Source organism: Sporosarcina sp. AD_1 (assembly GCF_057373025.1).
Genome location: NZ_JBPVIR010000004.1, coordinates 185,847 through 202,363 on the forward strand (window position 1 = coordinate 185,847; position 16,517 = coordinate 202,363).

Here is a 16,517-nt window from a genome sequence, read left to right on the forward strand (position 1 = left end):
CTTAAACTGAAAAACAGCCTTTCCCACTATTTAAGGGAAAGGCTGTTTTGGAATTAGTCGTTGATTGCGACGAAGCTACCTGCATATTCAGTTTCAAATGTGAATTGGCCTTTTTTGTACTTCGCTTTCAACGTTTTGCCTGTTGTGACGTCTAAGACTGCCACTTTGTTAGAACGTGCCATTTTGGATTCATCTACTGGGAGGATGATTTCAATGTCCTCTTTATAGCTACCCAAGATTTGCTTGCTGTCTCCAAAGCCACTGTAGAATTCCAGTGTATACATATCGGATATAGCGTTCTCGATATGGCTAGCGTCCGATTTCGTGATGACGATTGTCACGTCGCCGCGCGTTTGCTTAAGCAACTCTTCGATTGCGTCATCTTCGAAAGTGATGACCGCTCCATCTTTTTGAAGGATGAGGTCTTTTTTCGATTTTTTGATGGCTTCTAAAGTAGATGCATCAATTTCGACTTCCACTGTAGCTTCTGCCGAGAAGAGGTCGATTGTAATTTGCTTCGCTTTTTTATCGCCTAGTTCTGCAGCGATGCTGTCCATCGTAATTTTATGAGCCGGTGATTGAACTGCCGGTGCTCCTTCGACGGAGACGTTCACCATTTGGAAGAACTCAGCGTATTTCACTGCGATCGTTGTGTTCCCGATGCCAAGGCCGATAACTGTTCCGCGGTCGATCGCCGCAATACTTGCGTCTGCCACTTCGAAGGAAGCTTCTGCTGTGACATCCCGCGTTATAACTTCGCCGTCCGCTTTTGTCGTCGTTTCTAACACGTTAATCGTGTCTTGCTCGCCGACTGCCAGGTTGACATCCGATTTATTTACGGAATAGTCAACTTTGTCTGTTTGGACTGCCGCCACTTCTACCGCGATTGTCGCAGTGAAGTCTTTGAATGTCGCAGTAATCGTAGTCGCGCCAGCTCCGACCGCTGTGATCGTGCCGTTTTCGACTGTTGCGATGCTTGGGTCAGCGCTTGTGAATGTCACTTCGCCTGTGACATCGCGGTCTTTTGCCGTGCCATTTGCCGGCGTTGTTGTTTCCATTACTGCCACTTTAGCCGTTTCGCCTGCTTTCAAAGCGAATTGGTCTTGATTGACAGCGTACGTGACGTTGTCAGGTGCTGTTGCTGCGCCCGTGACTTCCAAATAAGCGAGAATTGCTTCTCCGCTTGGAAGTACGATACGGACTTGTGTTTTACCCGGTTCTTTTGCTGTAACGAGGCCCATTTGGACGGAAGCGATCGCGTCGTTGACTACTTCAAACGTCGTGTCGACTGTCGCGTCACGCTCTGTCGTTTTGCCTTCCGGTGTTACTGTTGTTTCTTTTACTTTCAATTGTTGCTGCTCGCCGACTGCCATGACTAGTTCAGAATGGCTTAGTTCGTAAGAGACTTTGTTTTGTGGTGCTTTTGTTACTTCCAAGTAGACGTAAAGCGTCTCTTTCTCATTGATTACGATGCGGACTTGGGATTTGCCAGCCTTTGCAGCTGAGACAAGTCCCTTTTTCACTGTCGCGACCGTGTTATCGATGACACTGTATTTACCTGTGCCCGTGATGTCGCGCTCATACACATCGCCATCAGGTGTTACTGTTGTTTCTGTTACATACAGTTGCTCCTGCTGGCCTTCCCCGATTGTCAGGTGAGTTTTATTCGCAGAATACGTGACGATGTTTTGCGGCTGCTTTACTACTTCCAAGTAGACATAGATGTCTTCATGTTCTGGGATGCTGTGGATCCGCACTTGCGTCAATCCTGCAGATTTCGCTGTGACAGTTCCTTTCACAACCGTTGCGTACGTGTTGTTGACGACGTTGTATTTCAATTGGCTTGTAACGTCTTTTTCAACGACCGTTCCGTCTGGCTTCTCTGTCTTTTGTGTGACATAAAGTTGTTCCTGCTGGCCAACGCCGAGGACCAAGTTCTTTTTGTTCACAGAATACGAGATGATATCTTTGGCTTGTGCTGTTACTGCGATATCAACGAAAATCGTCTCTTGGCCAGGAATCATAATGCGTGCTTGCGTTTTTCCTGGTTTAATTGCCGTGATGAGACCTTTGTTAATTCGCGCAATTGTGTTGTTGACGACGTTGTACTTACCTGTTTCTGTCACGTCTTCCTCAACGATTGTGCCATCCGGCTTCTCTGTCGTCTTAGTGACCATGAGCTGCTCCGTTTGGTCCACGCCGAGTTTGACGCTCATTTTGTTCACGGAGTACGTGACTTTCTCTTCGCCTTGTGCAGGCTCTTTCACTTCGACAGGGATTGCCTTCGTGAATTCTTTGTACGTGACGGTGATTTCTGTCGTACCTGGTGCGACCGCAGTCACGAGCCCGTTTGCGACAGTTGCGATGGATTCATCCGCAGAGACGAATTCTGCTTCTGCTGTGACGTCCTTCTCTTCTTTCGTGCCGTCCGCTTTTGTTGTTGTTTCTGTTACTGTCAACTGCTCTGTGCCTTCAAGTTCAAGCTCTACTGCTTCAAAGCTTACCGTGTAGTCGACTTCGTCTTCCACTTGGTCGCCTGCGTTGTAGATGATCTGTTCGGCTTTATTGCCAGCTGCGTCTTCGTATTTCACGATGACGGAGTGTTTCGCCTTGTTGAGTTCCGGAAGTTCGAATGTGTACGCGCCGTCCTGTGCCAATTTCACTTGGCCGGATGCCACAACTTCTTCCCCTTCTTTCACTTCGTAAGACGCTTTCAATTTCGTGTTAATGTCATAGCCTAAGCCATAGTCTTCAAGTTCTTGCTGGTATCCGATATACGCATCGTCGATCTGGCCAGTCGCTGTTGTACCTTCGATTGCGCCTGTGATCGTGCCTGCTTCGGATTTCACAACGACCGGGCCAACGTAGTCACTGATGACTGGTGGGTTGCCGGATGCTGTTTGTGCCGTAAAGTCAATTGTGTACAAGCCATCTGGAATGGTCGTTTGCGGTTCGCCGGACCACGGGCTGTACTGGCCTCTGATCGGAAGCTGGTAGGAGCCTGCGCCAAGCGATTGGCCTGCGTGCAAGTAACCGATGTAACCATCACCGTAGACGCCGCCTTCCGGATCCATGATATCCCAGATTTCAATGAAGTTCATTCCTACGTCGCCTGTGATCTTGAACGTAAGCATCGCTTCGTCTTTCACACCGTCGCCGTTGAAGGAAAGATCTGTTTCGTTAATGTTCATGTCTCTGATTTCCGTTGCGGCAATTCCGCTGAAATCAGCTGCGAATGGCAATGAAATGTTAGCTCCGTTACCCGTGATATGGATGTAGCCGAGCACTTCATCTCCAGCCTTTGTGTTTCTCTTGGAAGCTGTCAATGTGACATTGAGCAATTGCTCGCCGGACAGTGTGAATGTCGGCTTGTCGACTGTAACCGTTGCATCGCCAAATGTTTTTGTCATTTCGACTGTCGCATTGTACGTGCCGCCGCCATTGATCGCTTTTACGCGGACCTGTTTTGTGACGGATAGGTTTTGGTCAAGTTTTTGCGGGCCGAATGTAACGGTCCCTTTCAAGTTCTCAACGATCTGTCCGTCGTTGTTCGCTGTGTCGATCGCATAAGCGAGAATGCTTGGGTGAGCTGCCGCGTAAGGTTGAACGCGACCCGCGCCTTGTGCGAAGACATCATACTTTTTCGTATCAAGCACTTTCGCTGTGTTCGATAGCGCAACTTTCACGTCGAATGGCGACCAGCTTGGGTTCGCTTGTTGGACGAGTGCCGCGATTCCTGCGATGTGCGGAGTTGCCATCGATGTACCTGTTTTACGGTCGAATGCTGTTTCATAGGATGCATCCGGGAAGTCCGCTTTGTACATCGGGATTGTGGACATAATGTTCGTTCCTGGAGCCGTAACGTCCGGTTTAATATCGAAGTTCGGTCTCGATGGACCGCGGGAACTGGAGCTGTTCACTTCGTCCCCTTCTGTCAATGTGACATTGAATGCACCGAAGGAAATTGTGCCTTCCGCTTGCTGAAGCGCTGTGCGGATTGCTTCGCCGTCCGTTTGGGACATATCAAATGCCGGGATATATTCGAATGAATCGCCAAGGAACGTGCCGGATGGACCCGGTGCGTTGGAACCGCCCGCAAAGTTGTGGACGATAATGGCGACAGCACCCTTATCTTTTGCTGCTGCGATTTTATCAACGAATGCAATTTCGCCGCGGGAGACGAGTGCCACTTTGCCGCTCACGTCAAGCCCGTTGTAGTCCGCTGGCTTACCTACGCCAGGAACTGCTACGATTCCATATTCGCCGTTCAATTGCGCCGCAAGGTCTTGTCCAAATGTTGTACCCATCAAGTTAAGTGTTTTCGATAGGCTGTAGTCGCCTGCTGTGATATTCACTTGCCCGTCATAGTGAGCTTCGGGATTCGTCGTATTTCCGACTGCAATTCCGAGACGTGAAGTAGCTGGCGTGCCCATTGTGCCGCGATTAGGCCCAGAGTTACCTGTTGCCACGACTGCGATTGTGCCTGCAAGCATCGCGTTGTTGATGGCAAAAGAAGCACCGTCTGTTTCAGAGTTGGAGCCGCCGCCTAGTGACAGGTTGATGACGTCCATCTCTTCAATGACTGCTGTTTCGATCGCTTTAATGATGCCGGAAGTGGAGCCGCTGCCATATGCGCCAAGAACGCGGTAGGAATAGAGGTCAACTTTCGGTGCAATCCCTTTAATGCCGTACGGGTTGTTGCCGATCGCTGCGATCGTTCCTGCAACGTGCGTCCCGTGAGATGTGTAGAATGCGCGGCCGTCTGAATCGAATTCAGGACGGTTGGATGGACGATCGGCCGGTGATGTTTCAGAACCGTCGTTATCTGCGCGAGGGCGTGCATAATCCGTGCCGTTGTGTGGAACAAAGTTTTTGCCGCCTTTATAAATGCCTTGGAAATCCGGGTGATCTTTGTCGATTCCCGTGTCGAGGACTGCTACTTTAATGCCTTGTCCTTCGTATCCTTCATTCCAAAGCTGTTCGATGCCGAGGAATGAAATGCTCGTATCCATCGCTGGGCTGACTTGCCCCGGAATTGGACTGCCGAGGCCCGGTTTTGCCTTCTCTTCCAATTTGGATTCGCCAGGAACCGGCTTTTTAAGATTGTTCAATTTGGAGTTGGCATTTGCTTTGCCAAGCTCGTATGCATAGACCGTCGTGTCAGGCTCTACTAGCTTAACGCCTGTCACCTCAAGCAATTTTGGAATGTCGTCCGCTTTTACTTTGCCGGACATGCCGTTTAGGACGGTGTCATAAGAAAATCCTTCTTTGAACGTAATGCCTTTGATCATCATTTCTTTCTTGGCATTAATTTGCTGCGTGCGTGCTTTTTGCTTAATAGCCGCTGCTTCCGTGCTGGAAAGTTGTTCACCTTTCAGCTTCTTGATCCCCTTTTCAAGAGCCACGGATCGTTCGGATAAATGAATGATGACTGGAACCTCTTGTTGTCCCGATACGTTTTGCAGCTGTTCATGCAGCTTCGCATCCCCGCCAAGCAGGTTCAGCTGTTCGGCAATCGCCGACTTTTGCTGCATAATGCTTTCGCTGTACGCGTCCTCTTTAAATGGTTTCTTCGCTGCCCCTTCTGCCTTGTCTGCTGTCTCTGTCGACTCAGTCAGACTCTGCAGTTCATCCACCGTATTCGCTGATGCGGCATACGGCATGAGAAGCGAGAGAACCAGGACGAACGCCAGAAATGAACTGAACAGCTTCATAAATCTAGCTTTCTCCAATATTGTTTCCCCCTTGACATGAATTGGTCGTGCTCTCAAAAGATAGCACATTTAAAATAGATTGAAAATACCGCATAGTGCCGTTTTTGTTGATTTTTCTGAAATATCGTTCGAAAGAATGGGAACGGGGATTTTCAGGTAGCGCTAAGGTTTTATGGATAATGCTGGATTTCCAACTATTTAACTACAAGTAGAATTCAGGACATTTGGCTTGGTCGGGAGTGCTGTGCTTTTTTGGGGAATGTTTTGTTTTGCGTGTAGCGCTCGTTGAATCTAGGCGGGATAGGGGGTTGATAGATTCTATCTTTTTGCAGGTAGATTATGTTTGGGGGTATGCACGAGAGTAAGCTTCTTTTGCTCAATATGAAGGGGGTATGCTCGTCTTAAGGAAGTCATGCACGGGTTGGCGTAAGAGGAAGGTTTCGCGGGGAAATGGTCGGGTATTTGAATGTATTCGTACGCGTGGAATACTTTTAACAATCGAGGGGTTGATTCTTACGTTGTGGTTGATTTAATAGATTCTTTCTTTTTAGAGAGAGATAGAGCAAGGAGGCCACCGTTCTATCACCGCTTGACTACAATTCAGGTGGGTTTGCCACGCATAAACGTGTATGGGTATATTGCCAAAAGAAAAAACCGTCACGGGGACGGTTCTATAAAGCCTTGTCTTGCAGGAAGTTTTTTACGACGTGATGATCCGATTCGTATTTTTTGAACGTATAGCCTTCTTCCTTCAGCCATTCGATGATGGCGGGGAGGGCTTTGGTTGTCTGGCTTCGATCGTGCATCAGGATGACGATGTCGCGGTCACCTGCCTTCTCCGCTTTGGCGACTCCCTCTTTTACATTGGCGATGATTTTCTCGGTTTCGTCATCTGTGAATCGCCAGTCATTGGAGTCGACGTCCCAGTCCCACATTTTGTAGCCGCCTGCAGCCAGCTGCTTTTGCATATCGGGTGTGACATGAGGCTTGCTGCCATAGGGCACCCGAACCAGTTTCGTGCTTTTTCCAGTAATTTTTTGAATGAGCTGTGTGCTTTCTTTCATTTCATTCATGAATGAGTCGGTGGATTTATACACAAGCTCTTTGTCATGGGTCATGCTATGGGAACCGATATAATGGCCATCCTTTGCGGCGGCCTTGACAATCGATGGGTTCTTTTTCATATGTTTGCCGAGGAAAAAGAAGGTCGCCGGCACCTCTTGTTCTTTCAACGTCTTCAAGTTGACCGTCGTGAATTGGTTTGGCCCGTCGTCAAATGTCAGGTAGACATTCGGTTTCTTCTTGGCTGTTTCCGGCTTTGTCGGCTTTGTTGGCTTCACCGGTTTTGGTTTTGGCTTGGCGGCCTCTTGCTGCTCCAAGCGATAATGCTGGATGGCCTGTTGAAAAGCGTCGTACTCGGAGTGCTTGTAATCTTCCCTAAAAATGCGGATCGTCTTTTCTTGTGGAAAGAAGTCCAATTCAAAGCCGATCTCTTTGGCGATGTATTTGACACTCACGTAGGTCGTTCCATCGATCTCCCGGATTGGCGACCAGGACAGCTCTTTTCCATCCTTCGTTGTAATGCCGGTAACCGGATCGAAACGGAATTCCATTCCCCTTTTTTGGATGACCGTTACACCTTCCACAACCTCAACGGGCAAGTACAGGTATTTCGCTAAGTCCTGTAACGGGACTTTGGTGTCCCCGTCCACCACACGGACATCCTCTATCGGTAAAATCCGATCATGCAGTGCAATCAGCCGTTGTGAGGAAGGGTTTCCTTGAGATGCCGCTGCTGCGTTCGTCCCTGTTCCAAGGAGCAGCCCGCAAATAAATAATAAAATAAGTGCAATGCAGAATTTTTGTTTCATCATCCCGTGCTCCTTCCCCGCAATGTCTCTTTATTATATCAATTGGATGAAAAATTAGACCCCCAAGTTTCCGTTTTGAGCTGAAAACTTTTCGCCTTTTTTCGTTCACGCCCCGAAGTTTGCTGACTCATGGAAGTGGCTGTTGTTTTCTTGGCGGATCGGTTTGTGTTGGGCGTTTTGTTGCAAGCAGTGGTTTCTTGTTCTGATGTAGAGACGAATACTTGTATAAAAATGAAAGTAAAAATGAAAGTGGCAAGCAAAACAAATGAAAAAAAACGGCTCCCAGCAAAGGGAAAACCGCTTTTATTCGATAAACATATATTTCATATAATTTTTCCACCCGAAGGACTTCCAAGCTGTTTTGGATGGAAGCTCCAGGGGCATCGGCAGGAAGATTCTTGTCGGCAAGTCATACTCGCGCAGATTTCGTTCGTCCAAAGCAACATCGCCAATGGCCAGTCCTTCAGACACGACAGCCCGGTCGTAATAGTTGAACGGGATGGTCAGCTGGACGGGAATGGCGTTTCCACTCTTGTCAATTTTGAATGCAGTGGCCGTTTGGCGGTCCACATTGGTCAGCCATTTTTGCTTAATGGCGACGGCATCAGCTTCATTGACGACAATGAACGTGTTCACATTGGCTCCGAATGGAATTTCTGCTGAATCAACGGACACGCGGACTTCATAATATTCGAGTGGATTTTTCGCTTTTTTCGGGTTCAGCTCGGCATATGCCTGCTTCCATTTGGATTCGGGAGCCGGCACTTCCGATACAGACAGGACATTCGCTTCCATCGGCGACTCCATGCCATCCTGTTGAATTACGACTTCGTCCCCCACTTCGATTTTTTGCCAATCCTTCACGTTGGCATAGGTTACTATTTGCTTCTCCGCCGTGCAGATGTCAACGGACACGATTGATCCATGCCGGTTGACGTCCGAGACGATTCCATCAATCGGACTGATAAGGGCTGCGCGCGAGGACGGCTGTGAAAGCTGGGTCTGGACTACCGCCAACTTTCGGTCAATCTCGGCTAATTCCTGTTCCGCTGCTGCGATGGCTTGGGCATAGGCCCCGTCTTGTTGGACATCGACTTGGACATTGACGTTCAACTCAACTTCTTCTCCACCCGGTGATTCGGATGTCGTAACGTTAGTTCCGTTATTCCGGCTGCTGCTTGCCCGTTCGGACTGCAGTTCCGATAATGTATTTTCTACGCTAAGCTGTTGTTCTAGCAGGCCTTCTTCCTCCGCTTCCCAAGCAGCAATTTGAGAGTCGGCTTTTTCGGATTGCAAGTAAGCGAGTTCGTCACCGACTGCTACTTGGTCCCCTTCTTGGACAAGCCATGTATCGATCGCCTCATCACTTCCAGCATAAACGGTGTATAATTCGGCAGGCGCGACAAGGCCTTCTTTTGCGAGCTGCTCCTCGTAGTGGCCTTCCGTCATACGCTCATAGGTTGAAACATAAACTGACTTTTGAATTTTGCTTTCTTTAGAGAACAATAAAAAGGCATTGACCGCAATGAACAGGCTGATGACAAAGGCAATGGAGATCGATAGGCGTTTATTCATCAGCTCCCACCTCCGACCACTTTATCATAGAGCGTTTCGAATGGAATAAAACCAACAGCGGCAGTGATGAATGCCATGATCAAATGAATGCCGAACAACGTCCAAAGCAGATGGCGTTGCTCCCTCATGCCTTCAAAACTGCGAATGTACTGATATTGCAAGGCGATGATGAGTGCTCCGGTAATCGTCAACTGATTTAAAAAGAGAATCAAATACCAGTTTTCCAAAACTGTCGCAGCAAGAGGACCGAAAGACAAGAAAGAAACACCGGCCGCTGCACCTTTTACAGCGAACACAAAAAAGACAAGCGCTTTCTCCATGAGCAAGAGCCCGGTAACGAGCAATTGCAGCGGCAGCAACTTTCTGAAAGGAATGGATGTAATCAAACTGAGTATGTATGCGATCCCGTAATAGTGAAAAGCAATATAAAGAATAGCCCAAATGAGCATGCCTGCAAGCGAGGCGATTCGCGCTAGCGTATAATCCTCCAGTGACATGGTGGCGAGTAATGGCGTCAGCGCCTCCGTTCCCATTCCCCAAATGTTTCGGCAGGCAAAGATGAACAGCCCTGCAAGAATAACGAAAAAGACACGGCTTCCGTATTTGCGCATCGTGGCTGTCTGGAGGCTTACCGCAAGCTCGTGTGGCCTGGTCAGATAGTGCCAGAACTTAAAATCAAAAAACATAGCGACAATCCTTTCTATGCCGAACCTTGTATAATCCTGTATCTCCTACTTTATCAAATATATATAGATTTTCAATGAAGAGATGGAATCATTCTTACTATTTTCAGGAATAAATTGTATAGCCTTTGGACATTCTGTAATAACACGCTAGATTTCCTGTAAGAGACCTTTTTTATTTCCCGGGAAATCGACAAAGGAGCAGATGTGAATGAATCAGGAGGATTTCTATCGATTCACCTGGAAAGACACAGTTTTCGGATTGACCGGTTCCACTCTCTTCATCTTAGCCCTGCACTTTTTAACTACGTAGACATACTAGCAGCCAAGCAAGCGTTTTCTCATCTCTTTACCCGCTTGGAAACTAAAAAAAACACTTATCGGCATCTTTTTCCGATAAGTGTTTTCACGTTGTAGTATTCACCATTCGTGCATTCCTTCCGTCAGTTCGTTAAATAGAGTACGATTGTTGGTTTCGAGGGCATAATCGATCATCCTCATTTTATTGGTTTCTTCCAGTTCGGCGACGATGTTCTTCGTTTCTTCTACCACCACTTCCGGTATTTTCATCTCTACATTGAATGTGCCTTCCAGCATAGAAGAGAGATGCAAGTGCAAATCAGAAATTAGTAGAAGCTGGTAGAGTGGCAGGCGTAGAAAACGGGTGCCACGTTGAAAGACGAATACTTCACCTAAATTCTCAACTTGTAGACTTTTCATGTTGATAACAATTTCTTTTCCCTCTGTAGGGACGAATTGATACACTTCGCCTCCTTTGATAATCGAAAAATATTGGTACGCAAACACCAAACGCAGGCGGAAATCTTCTTGGCTAGTAAAAAACGGCATCATGCGCTGTACTGATAACATCGTTCTCCCTCCGTATTGAATATTCCGATTATTAATACCATTCTATCATAGGACGAACTGTTTTGTGAATGATATGTTTCTATTTTATTCATACGGCGCAGTTTTGATCTCGTTATTTGAAGATAGTTGTCTTCTGCGCTGGCGGATTGTTTAAGAACAAGGTCATTTGTCTCGGCTTCGTGCCGATGTTCAGTTCCGCTAGGCGGTCGACAATTCGTTTGTTCATATCGAAAGGTGCATTCGTCCGCTTCCGGATCACAATATGATTTGTCTCTAGATCGACTAGAATTGAATGCAGATGCCTCGACCGGCTTCCATACGGCCTGCTCCACTCTTGGACAGCGGCATCCTGTATCTGCTGAAGAAAAAGCCTTGCCTGTAAATCGTGTACGTACAGTACGAAACTTTCCATTTGGTCACCTCTATTCGAATGTATTCATTTACGTTTCGTATCTGGAACCATTATAATGGAGGGAATGCTAAGTTCAGGGAGTGATCAGATGCACCTAACAGCTGAACGTGTGTCTTATTTGCATGAACAAGATATTGAAGAATTAATGAATGTAATAAAAGAGACGTGCCGTCCCTCGGTCGAAAAGGAAGCAGCTATTGTCCAGCATGCTGTTCATCTCGTCAGGCAAGGGGCTGTCCAGCAATACACCTACTCTAATGAGGAGGTGGTCGTCACTATTTCCTCTCTCGTTCCCTTCACGGTACGTCTGGCGTTTGAGAAATCGGGTGCGAACTGCACATGCCGCACTAGAGGAATATGCGAACACATTGTTGCAGTGGCGTTCCATTTATATATGCAATTCAATTCATTGAGCGAATGGCTGCAGGAATGGAGGCAGTCTGAGGTTCAGCAGTTGGCGCTAAAAATATCCGAACGGACGCCGGAAGCCTGGATCAGTGTCCTCGGTAGGCTCATGGATCCGATACGTGCCATGTCGCCTTCTGAAAGTGCGAGTGTGTTTCTGCATGAAACCGATCAGGCAGGACAACGGATGCTTCCGCTATCCCCTTTTGAATATGAGTGGAAGCCGCTTTTTGAACTGTATTACCAGCTTCTCCTTATTGATGCGGCCATGCCCTATTTGCAGAAGAATATGGACCTCATTACAGGGGATGCACAGCATTATCCTGAATGGCAGCTGCTCGCTTGGATTAGATCTCAGTTTGAAAAGATACAAAAAGTCGTCAAATCACTCGGTTCACGGCCGAAATTGTTTGAAACAGATCCCTTCTATGAAAAGGCGAAGGAACTATTGCGCGGCATGGTGCTTGGGCATCAGGGTCTTTTCCGAGAACGGATCCTCACCTACATCCTTCTTTGGGACAAGCTTTTTACTGAAAACGCTGCCCGCGAAAAAGAGCGTCTGCATCTTCAGCAAGAGACAGCCAGCGAAAAGGTTTTTCTTGAATTTGCGCTGCATTTAATTCAAAACAACCAGGCGGAACTGGAGGAAATCGCACTGCGTGAAGGCGGCGAACGGATCGATTGTTGGCTTCCGATTGCAGATTACTGTTTGTCGATTGAAATGATGGATGCGCTAAATACGGTGATGAACACGATTTATCCGCATATTGCAAAGTACTACAAGTCTGAAGTCCCCTTCCGGAACCGACTGAACTTCATTCGGAAGATTGACGGCTTGCTGGAAGAAGCCGACTTCTCTGGAGAAGAGCGCGAACGGATGTTTATGAATTATGGAATGGCCTCGGTGCCCGTGTACGCTGATTTCCTCATTGAACGGGAGCGTTTCGCCGAATGGTCTGCACTCATGCATCGTTTTGACGTATCCTTCGATTCCATTGATTCGGATACGTTCCGTTTGGTGAGCCAGAAAGATCCAATGGCCGTCATGCCTTTATTCCATACGTACGCCATGCGGTTTATTGGTGAGAAGAACCGGCATAGTTATCGCCGGGCTGTCCGGATTTTCAAAAGGATGCGCACTTGTGCGAAAAAAGCCGGACAAATCGATTTTTGGAACCGCTACATCGATACAGTTCGTGATCAGTATCGGAGGCTTCGAGCATTGAATGAAGAGATGGAGAAAGGGAATCTGAACTTATGACAAACATGAATTTGCTGCAAATCCAGTTGAAGATGTCAGTTCAGCAGGTAGGACCCGGCCGGTATGCCATTTCTGCGTTAGATGACGCGATGCCTGTCTCTGCTGATAAACTGGCTTCCTATCTCTTTTTCAATAATCAACAGGCTCTCTTTGGCTTGCTCGTTGCATCGGAAGGCAATGCTTTATTGCTAAAAACAAGCGAATTCCTCCAAGTGTTTCTCGATCCAAACGCCCACCCTTTCGCCATTTTTTCCGGGCGGACAGAAGAAGATGCTCTTCAAATCGAAGACTTCAAGATAGCGGCACACTTATGGAAAAACCAAGAACTTTGGAAGTCCATTCGCCTGAACGAAGAAAGCATACCGGTATTTGATGAGATGGAGCTTGGCATTAATGGTCAAACAGCTGACATCCTTCGAGATGCATTTCTTGAAAAAGTGATGGAAACAGGGATACGAAGCGACCAATTACCTTCTCTGCTGGCGCATTTGAGAGAATACGGCTGGCCAGAGGGACCCGCTGGGGATTTGCCAATACAAGTGGCACTCCGCTTGACGGAGCCGGAGGAAGATGCGGATTCGGAATGGCTGCTGGAGACGGTTCTCGTCAACGAACGCGGTACCCATTGGACTCCCGCCGTCCGCAAACGGAATGCACCAATTGCAGACGCGCTGCCGCCTAAATGGGCCGACCTCCATGAGGCGATTGTTCAGCGGCAAAATGAAATCGTATCCTTTTTACGATCTGTCGACGCTTCGCCCGACGGAAAATTCCTTTCCCAGCAAATGAGCGATGCCGATGTGAGGCTCTTCATTCAGGAAGACCTGCCTTTATTTCAATCATTCGGATATCCTGTCATTCTGCCTGCTTGGCTCAAATCGGTGACTGAATCGAAAATGCGCGTGCGCACAAGCGCCGGGACTGCGTCTTATCGTTCAGCTGCCGGATTGAATGAAGTGCTTTCTTTTGACTGGAATTTCTCCCTTGCCGGCAAAGAGATGGACAAGGATGAATTCCGCAAGCTCGTCGATGAAAACCGGGAATATATCCGGGCAGGCGACGAGTGGTTCCATCTGGATCCCACCTGGTTGAAACGAATCCGGGAATTAATGGATCGCGCAGATGCCGGAGAATGGACAGTAAAAGACCTGTTATTTCAGGATGTGCCGGAAGAAATCAGCCCGCTCGAGTTAGATGAAGAACCGGTTGATCCGTTGTTCTCTTTTACGCTGCAAAAGTCTTTGCAGGATTACATCGAAATCGTTTCCTCGAAAAAAGGGCTTCCCGCTGTTCCGATTTCACCTTTATTGCGCACGGAATTGCGTCCGTACCAAGTGGAGGGCTATAACTGGCTTGTCTTCATGCGCGAGCATCAGTTCGGCGCTTGCCTGGCCGATGATATGGGTCTCGGCAAAACGGTGCAGCTCATCACCTACTTGCTCCATATTCACCGGGAGGCGAAAACAAGCGAGGATACTCCACCTTCTTTGATTATCTGTCCGACGAGCGTGATGGGCAACTGGCAAAAAGAATTGGAACGGTTTGCTCCTGAATTGTCTGTGCATATCCATTACGGCCCGTCTCGTGCTAGAGAAGAAGAATTTGCTGAGCTAATAATAGAGAAGCGTCCGGATGTAATTTTGACAACATACGGAACTGCGACGCAAGATGGAGAAACGCTCGCATTGTCTACGTTTTCAAGCATCACGCTCGATGAGGCCCAGAACATCAAGAATATGCAAACGAAGCAGTCGAGAGCGATCCGCAAATTAACGGGACTTCACCATATCGCATTGACCGGGACGCCGATCGAAAATCGGCTATCCGAGTTATGGGCAGTTTTTGATTTCATTCATAAAGGTTATTTTGGCAGTTTCCGTCGTTTTACAGAAGACTTCATTATCCCAATCGAACGGGATGATTCCGAGCTGACGAAGCGGAAGCTGCGTTCCAAGATCCGCCCCTTCCTTTTGCGCCGGACGAAGAATGATCCGGATTTGCAATTGAACTTACCGAAGAAGCTGGAACAAAATGAGTACTGCCCGTTGACGACCGAGCAGGCCGCTTTATATGAAAGCTTTATTGATGATACGAAATTCAAGCTGGAAACATTGACGGGCTTTGAACGGAAAGGGCTCATTTTGAAGATGTTGAGCCGGTTGAAGCAGCTTTGCAATCATCCTGCGCTTTTCTTAAAAGAACCTCACGCGCCTGCTACGCAGATGCTCGAGCGCTCCGAAAAGTTGGAACGAATCGTTTCAATGGCTGCTGATATCGCAGAAAATGGCGAACAATGTCTTATTTTCACTCAGTATATCGGCATGGGTAACTTGATCCGCCAATGCTTATCCGAGCTGTATGATATTGATGTGCCTTTCTTGACCGGGAGTATGCCGAAAGGCCAGCGCGATGCACTTGTCGACGCTTTCCAAGCCGGCGAGTTCCCGATCTTCATCCTGTCTTTGAAGGCGGGTGGAACCGGATTGAACTTGACGAAAGCCAATCATGTTCTGCATGCGGATCGTTGGTGGAATCCGGCAGTTGAAAATCAAGCGACGGACCGTGCGTACCGGATCGGCCAGACAAAATTTGTCCATGTGCATAAGTTTGTGACGGTCGGTACGATTGAGGAAAAAATTGATAAGATGCTGGAAGAGAAGGCGAAGTTATCTGCCGATCTCATCCAATCGAGTCAATGGCTGACCGAATTGTCCGATGCTGAATTGGATGACTTGTTGACATTTGAACGATAATGTAAGGCCTCGGATTTTTCCGGGGCTTTTTTTATTATGGCATCGGCTCCCGCACTCGCTTGGTATGTAGAGATACCACTTTCCTGCCTTGTTCCTGTTTCTCAAGCTGTTCCAGCCGCTCGCTCATATTTGCTACGATCCGGATGAGTTGCCCTACTTGCAGCTCCATTCGGATCAATCCCTTTTCAAGTCGTTCCACGGTTTCTCCCCTCCCCTTTATGACTTGGAGCGGAAGCGATCTCCGCCCCAAGTTTCAATTTTGGCGTAAACTGTTTAACTATTACCCCTAATAGTTTTCAGGACCCGCCTGCTCAAACGGTTCCTGTTTGTTTCAATACGTACCGGTCCCCCAACCGGTACGTATTTACTCTCCTCAAGTTATTTCATTCCTCGTATTTCATTCCTCATATTCAATTCATTCCACGATCAAGCGGTTTCCGTCCCTCCTCCTTTGCTGCCCATCAAAAGATCGGCAATTCTTCCTTCTCCTTTTCGGTCAGATGAAAATGCGCTTTTACATACTCTTCATCCGCCCCATTTGCAGCTTCACTTTGCGGGCCGTCTGCGGATTCCCCATATAGGTTTTCGTCCTCGCGCTTTTTTGTAGCCAAAAACCTCACTTCGTCCGCAATGACCTCAGTAACGAATGCCCGGGTCCTATCCTCCCGTTCATATGTACGGGACTGAATTCTTCCACCGACACCGATTAACGAGCCTTTGCCGCAATGCTTCACTGTGTTCTCCGCTAATTTGCCCCACGCCGTGCATGATACGAAATCAGCCTCGACCTCACCTCTTTGGTTCTTGAAGTTGCGATTGACAGCCAATATGAAGCTCGACTGCTGTCTTCCCTCCGGCAACCTTCTCAGTATAGGGTCTTTTGTAATACGCCCAACGAGTGCAACTTGGTTCACTTGTCTCCCCCCTTTCGTAGGTCGCCTTTATCATACTAGAGGACCATGAATTGTCCAAA

10 protein-coding genes are annotated in these 16,517 nt (G+C 47.9%); 2 read left to right on the top strand and 8 right to left on the bottom strand.

What is annotated here, in order from left to right:
• Window positions 1–53: 53 nt before the first annotated feature.
• The 6 genes from ACSW3C_RS09395 to ACSW3C_RS09420 all read right to left on the bottom strand — a co-directional run bounded on the left by ACSW3C_RS09395 (window position 54) and on the right by ACSW3C_RS09420 (window position 11,125).
• The gene (locus ACSW3C_RS09395) at window positions 54–5,732 is read right to left on the bottom strand and encodes a S8 family serine peptidase (protein ID WP_486562290.1); all 5,679 of its coding nucleotides are present in this window, start codon (window positions 5,730–5,732) and stop codon (window positions 54–56) included.
• Between the two features lie 653 nt (window positions 5,733–6,385).
• Window positions 6,386–7,585: a polysaccharide deacetylase family protein gene (locus tag ACSW3C_RS09400; RefSeq protein ID WP_486562291.1), complete on the bottom strand. Its 1,200-nt coding sequence runs from the start codon at window positions 7,583–7,585 to the stop codon at window positions 6,386–6,388.
• 303 nt (window positions 7,586–7,888) lie between these two features.
• Complete coding sequence (locus ACSW3C_RS09405) at window positions 7,889–9,160, bottom strand: efflux RND transporter periplasmic adaptor subunit (RefSeq protein ID WP_486562292.1); 1,272 nt, start codon at window positions 9,158–9,160, stop codon at window positions 7,889–7,891.
• The gene (locus ACSW3C_RS09410; protein WP_486562293.1) at window positions 9,160–9,846 is read right to left on the bottom strand and encodes a hypothetical protein; all 687 of its coding nucleotides are present in this window, start codon (window positions 9,844–9,846) and stop codon (window positions 9,160–9,162) included. Before ACSW3C_RS09410 ends, ACSW3C_RS09405 begins: the two co-directional genes overlap by 1 nt.
• A gap of 417 nt (window positions 9,847–10,263) precedes the next feature.
• Window positions 10,264–10,713, bottom strand: coding sequence for a transcriptional regulator (locus ACSW3C_RS09415; RefSeq protein WP_238080925.1), 450 nt, complete (start codon window positions 10,711–10,713; stop codon window positions 10,264–10,266).
• 112 nt (window positions 10,714–10,825) lie between these two features.
• Window positions 10,826–11,125, bottom strand: a complete 300-nt coding sequence (locus ACSW3C_RS09420; protein ID WP_486562294.1) for a hypothetical protein — start codon at window positions 11,123–11,125, stop codon at window positions 10,826–10,828.
• A gap of 88 nt (window positions 11,126–11,213) precedes the next feature.
• Between ACSW3C_RS09420 and ACSW3C_RS09425 the strand changes: the two genes are divergently transcribed.
• Both ACSW3C_RS09425 and ACSW3C_RS09430 read left to right on the top strand, forming a co-directional pair.
• Window positions 11,214–12,791 carry an SWIM zinc finger family protein gene (locus ACSW3C_RS09425; RefSeq protein WP_486562295.1) on the top strand — a complete coding sequence of 526 codons (1,578 nt, stop codon included), beginning with the start codon at window positions 11,214–11,216 and terminating at the stop codon, window positions 12,789–12,791.
• Complete coding sequence (locus ACSW3C_RS09430; protein WP_486562296.1) at window positions 12,788–15,544, top strand: DEAD/DEAH box helicase; 2,757 nt, start codon at window positions 12,788–12,790, stop codon at window positions 15,542–15,544. The genes ACSW3C_RS09425 and ACSW3C_RS09430 overlap by 4 nt, the downstream gene beginning before the upstream one ends.
• Window positions 15,545–15,578: 34 nt before the next feature.
• Here the strand turns inward: ACSW3C_RS09430 and ACSW3C_RS09435 are convergent, their stop codons facing one another.
• The gene (locus tag ACSW3C_RS09435) at window positions 15,579–15,743 is read right to left on the bottom strand and encodes a hypothetical protein (RefSeq protein ID WP_486562297.1); all 165 of its coding nucleotides are present in this window, start codon (window positions 15,741–15,743) and stop codon (window positions 15,579–15,581) included.
• Window positions 15,744–16,005: 262 nt separating this feature from the next.
• Window positions 16,006–16,458 carry a single-stranded DNA-binding protein gene (locus tag ACSW3C_RS09440; protein ID WP_486562298.1) on the bottom strand — a complete coding sequence of 151 codons (453 nt, stop codon included), beginning with the start codon at window positions 16,456–16,458 and terminating at the stop codon, window positions 16,006–16,008.
• Window positions 16,459–16,517 lie beyond the last annotated feature (59 nt).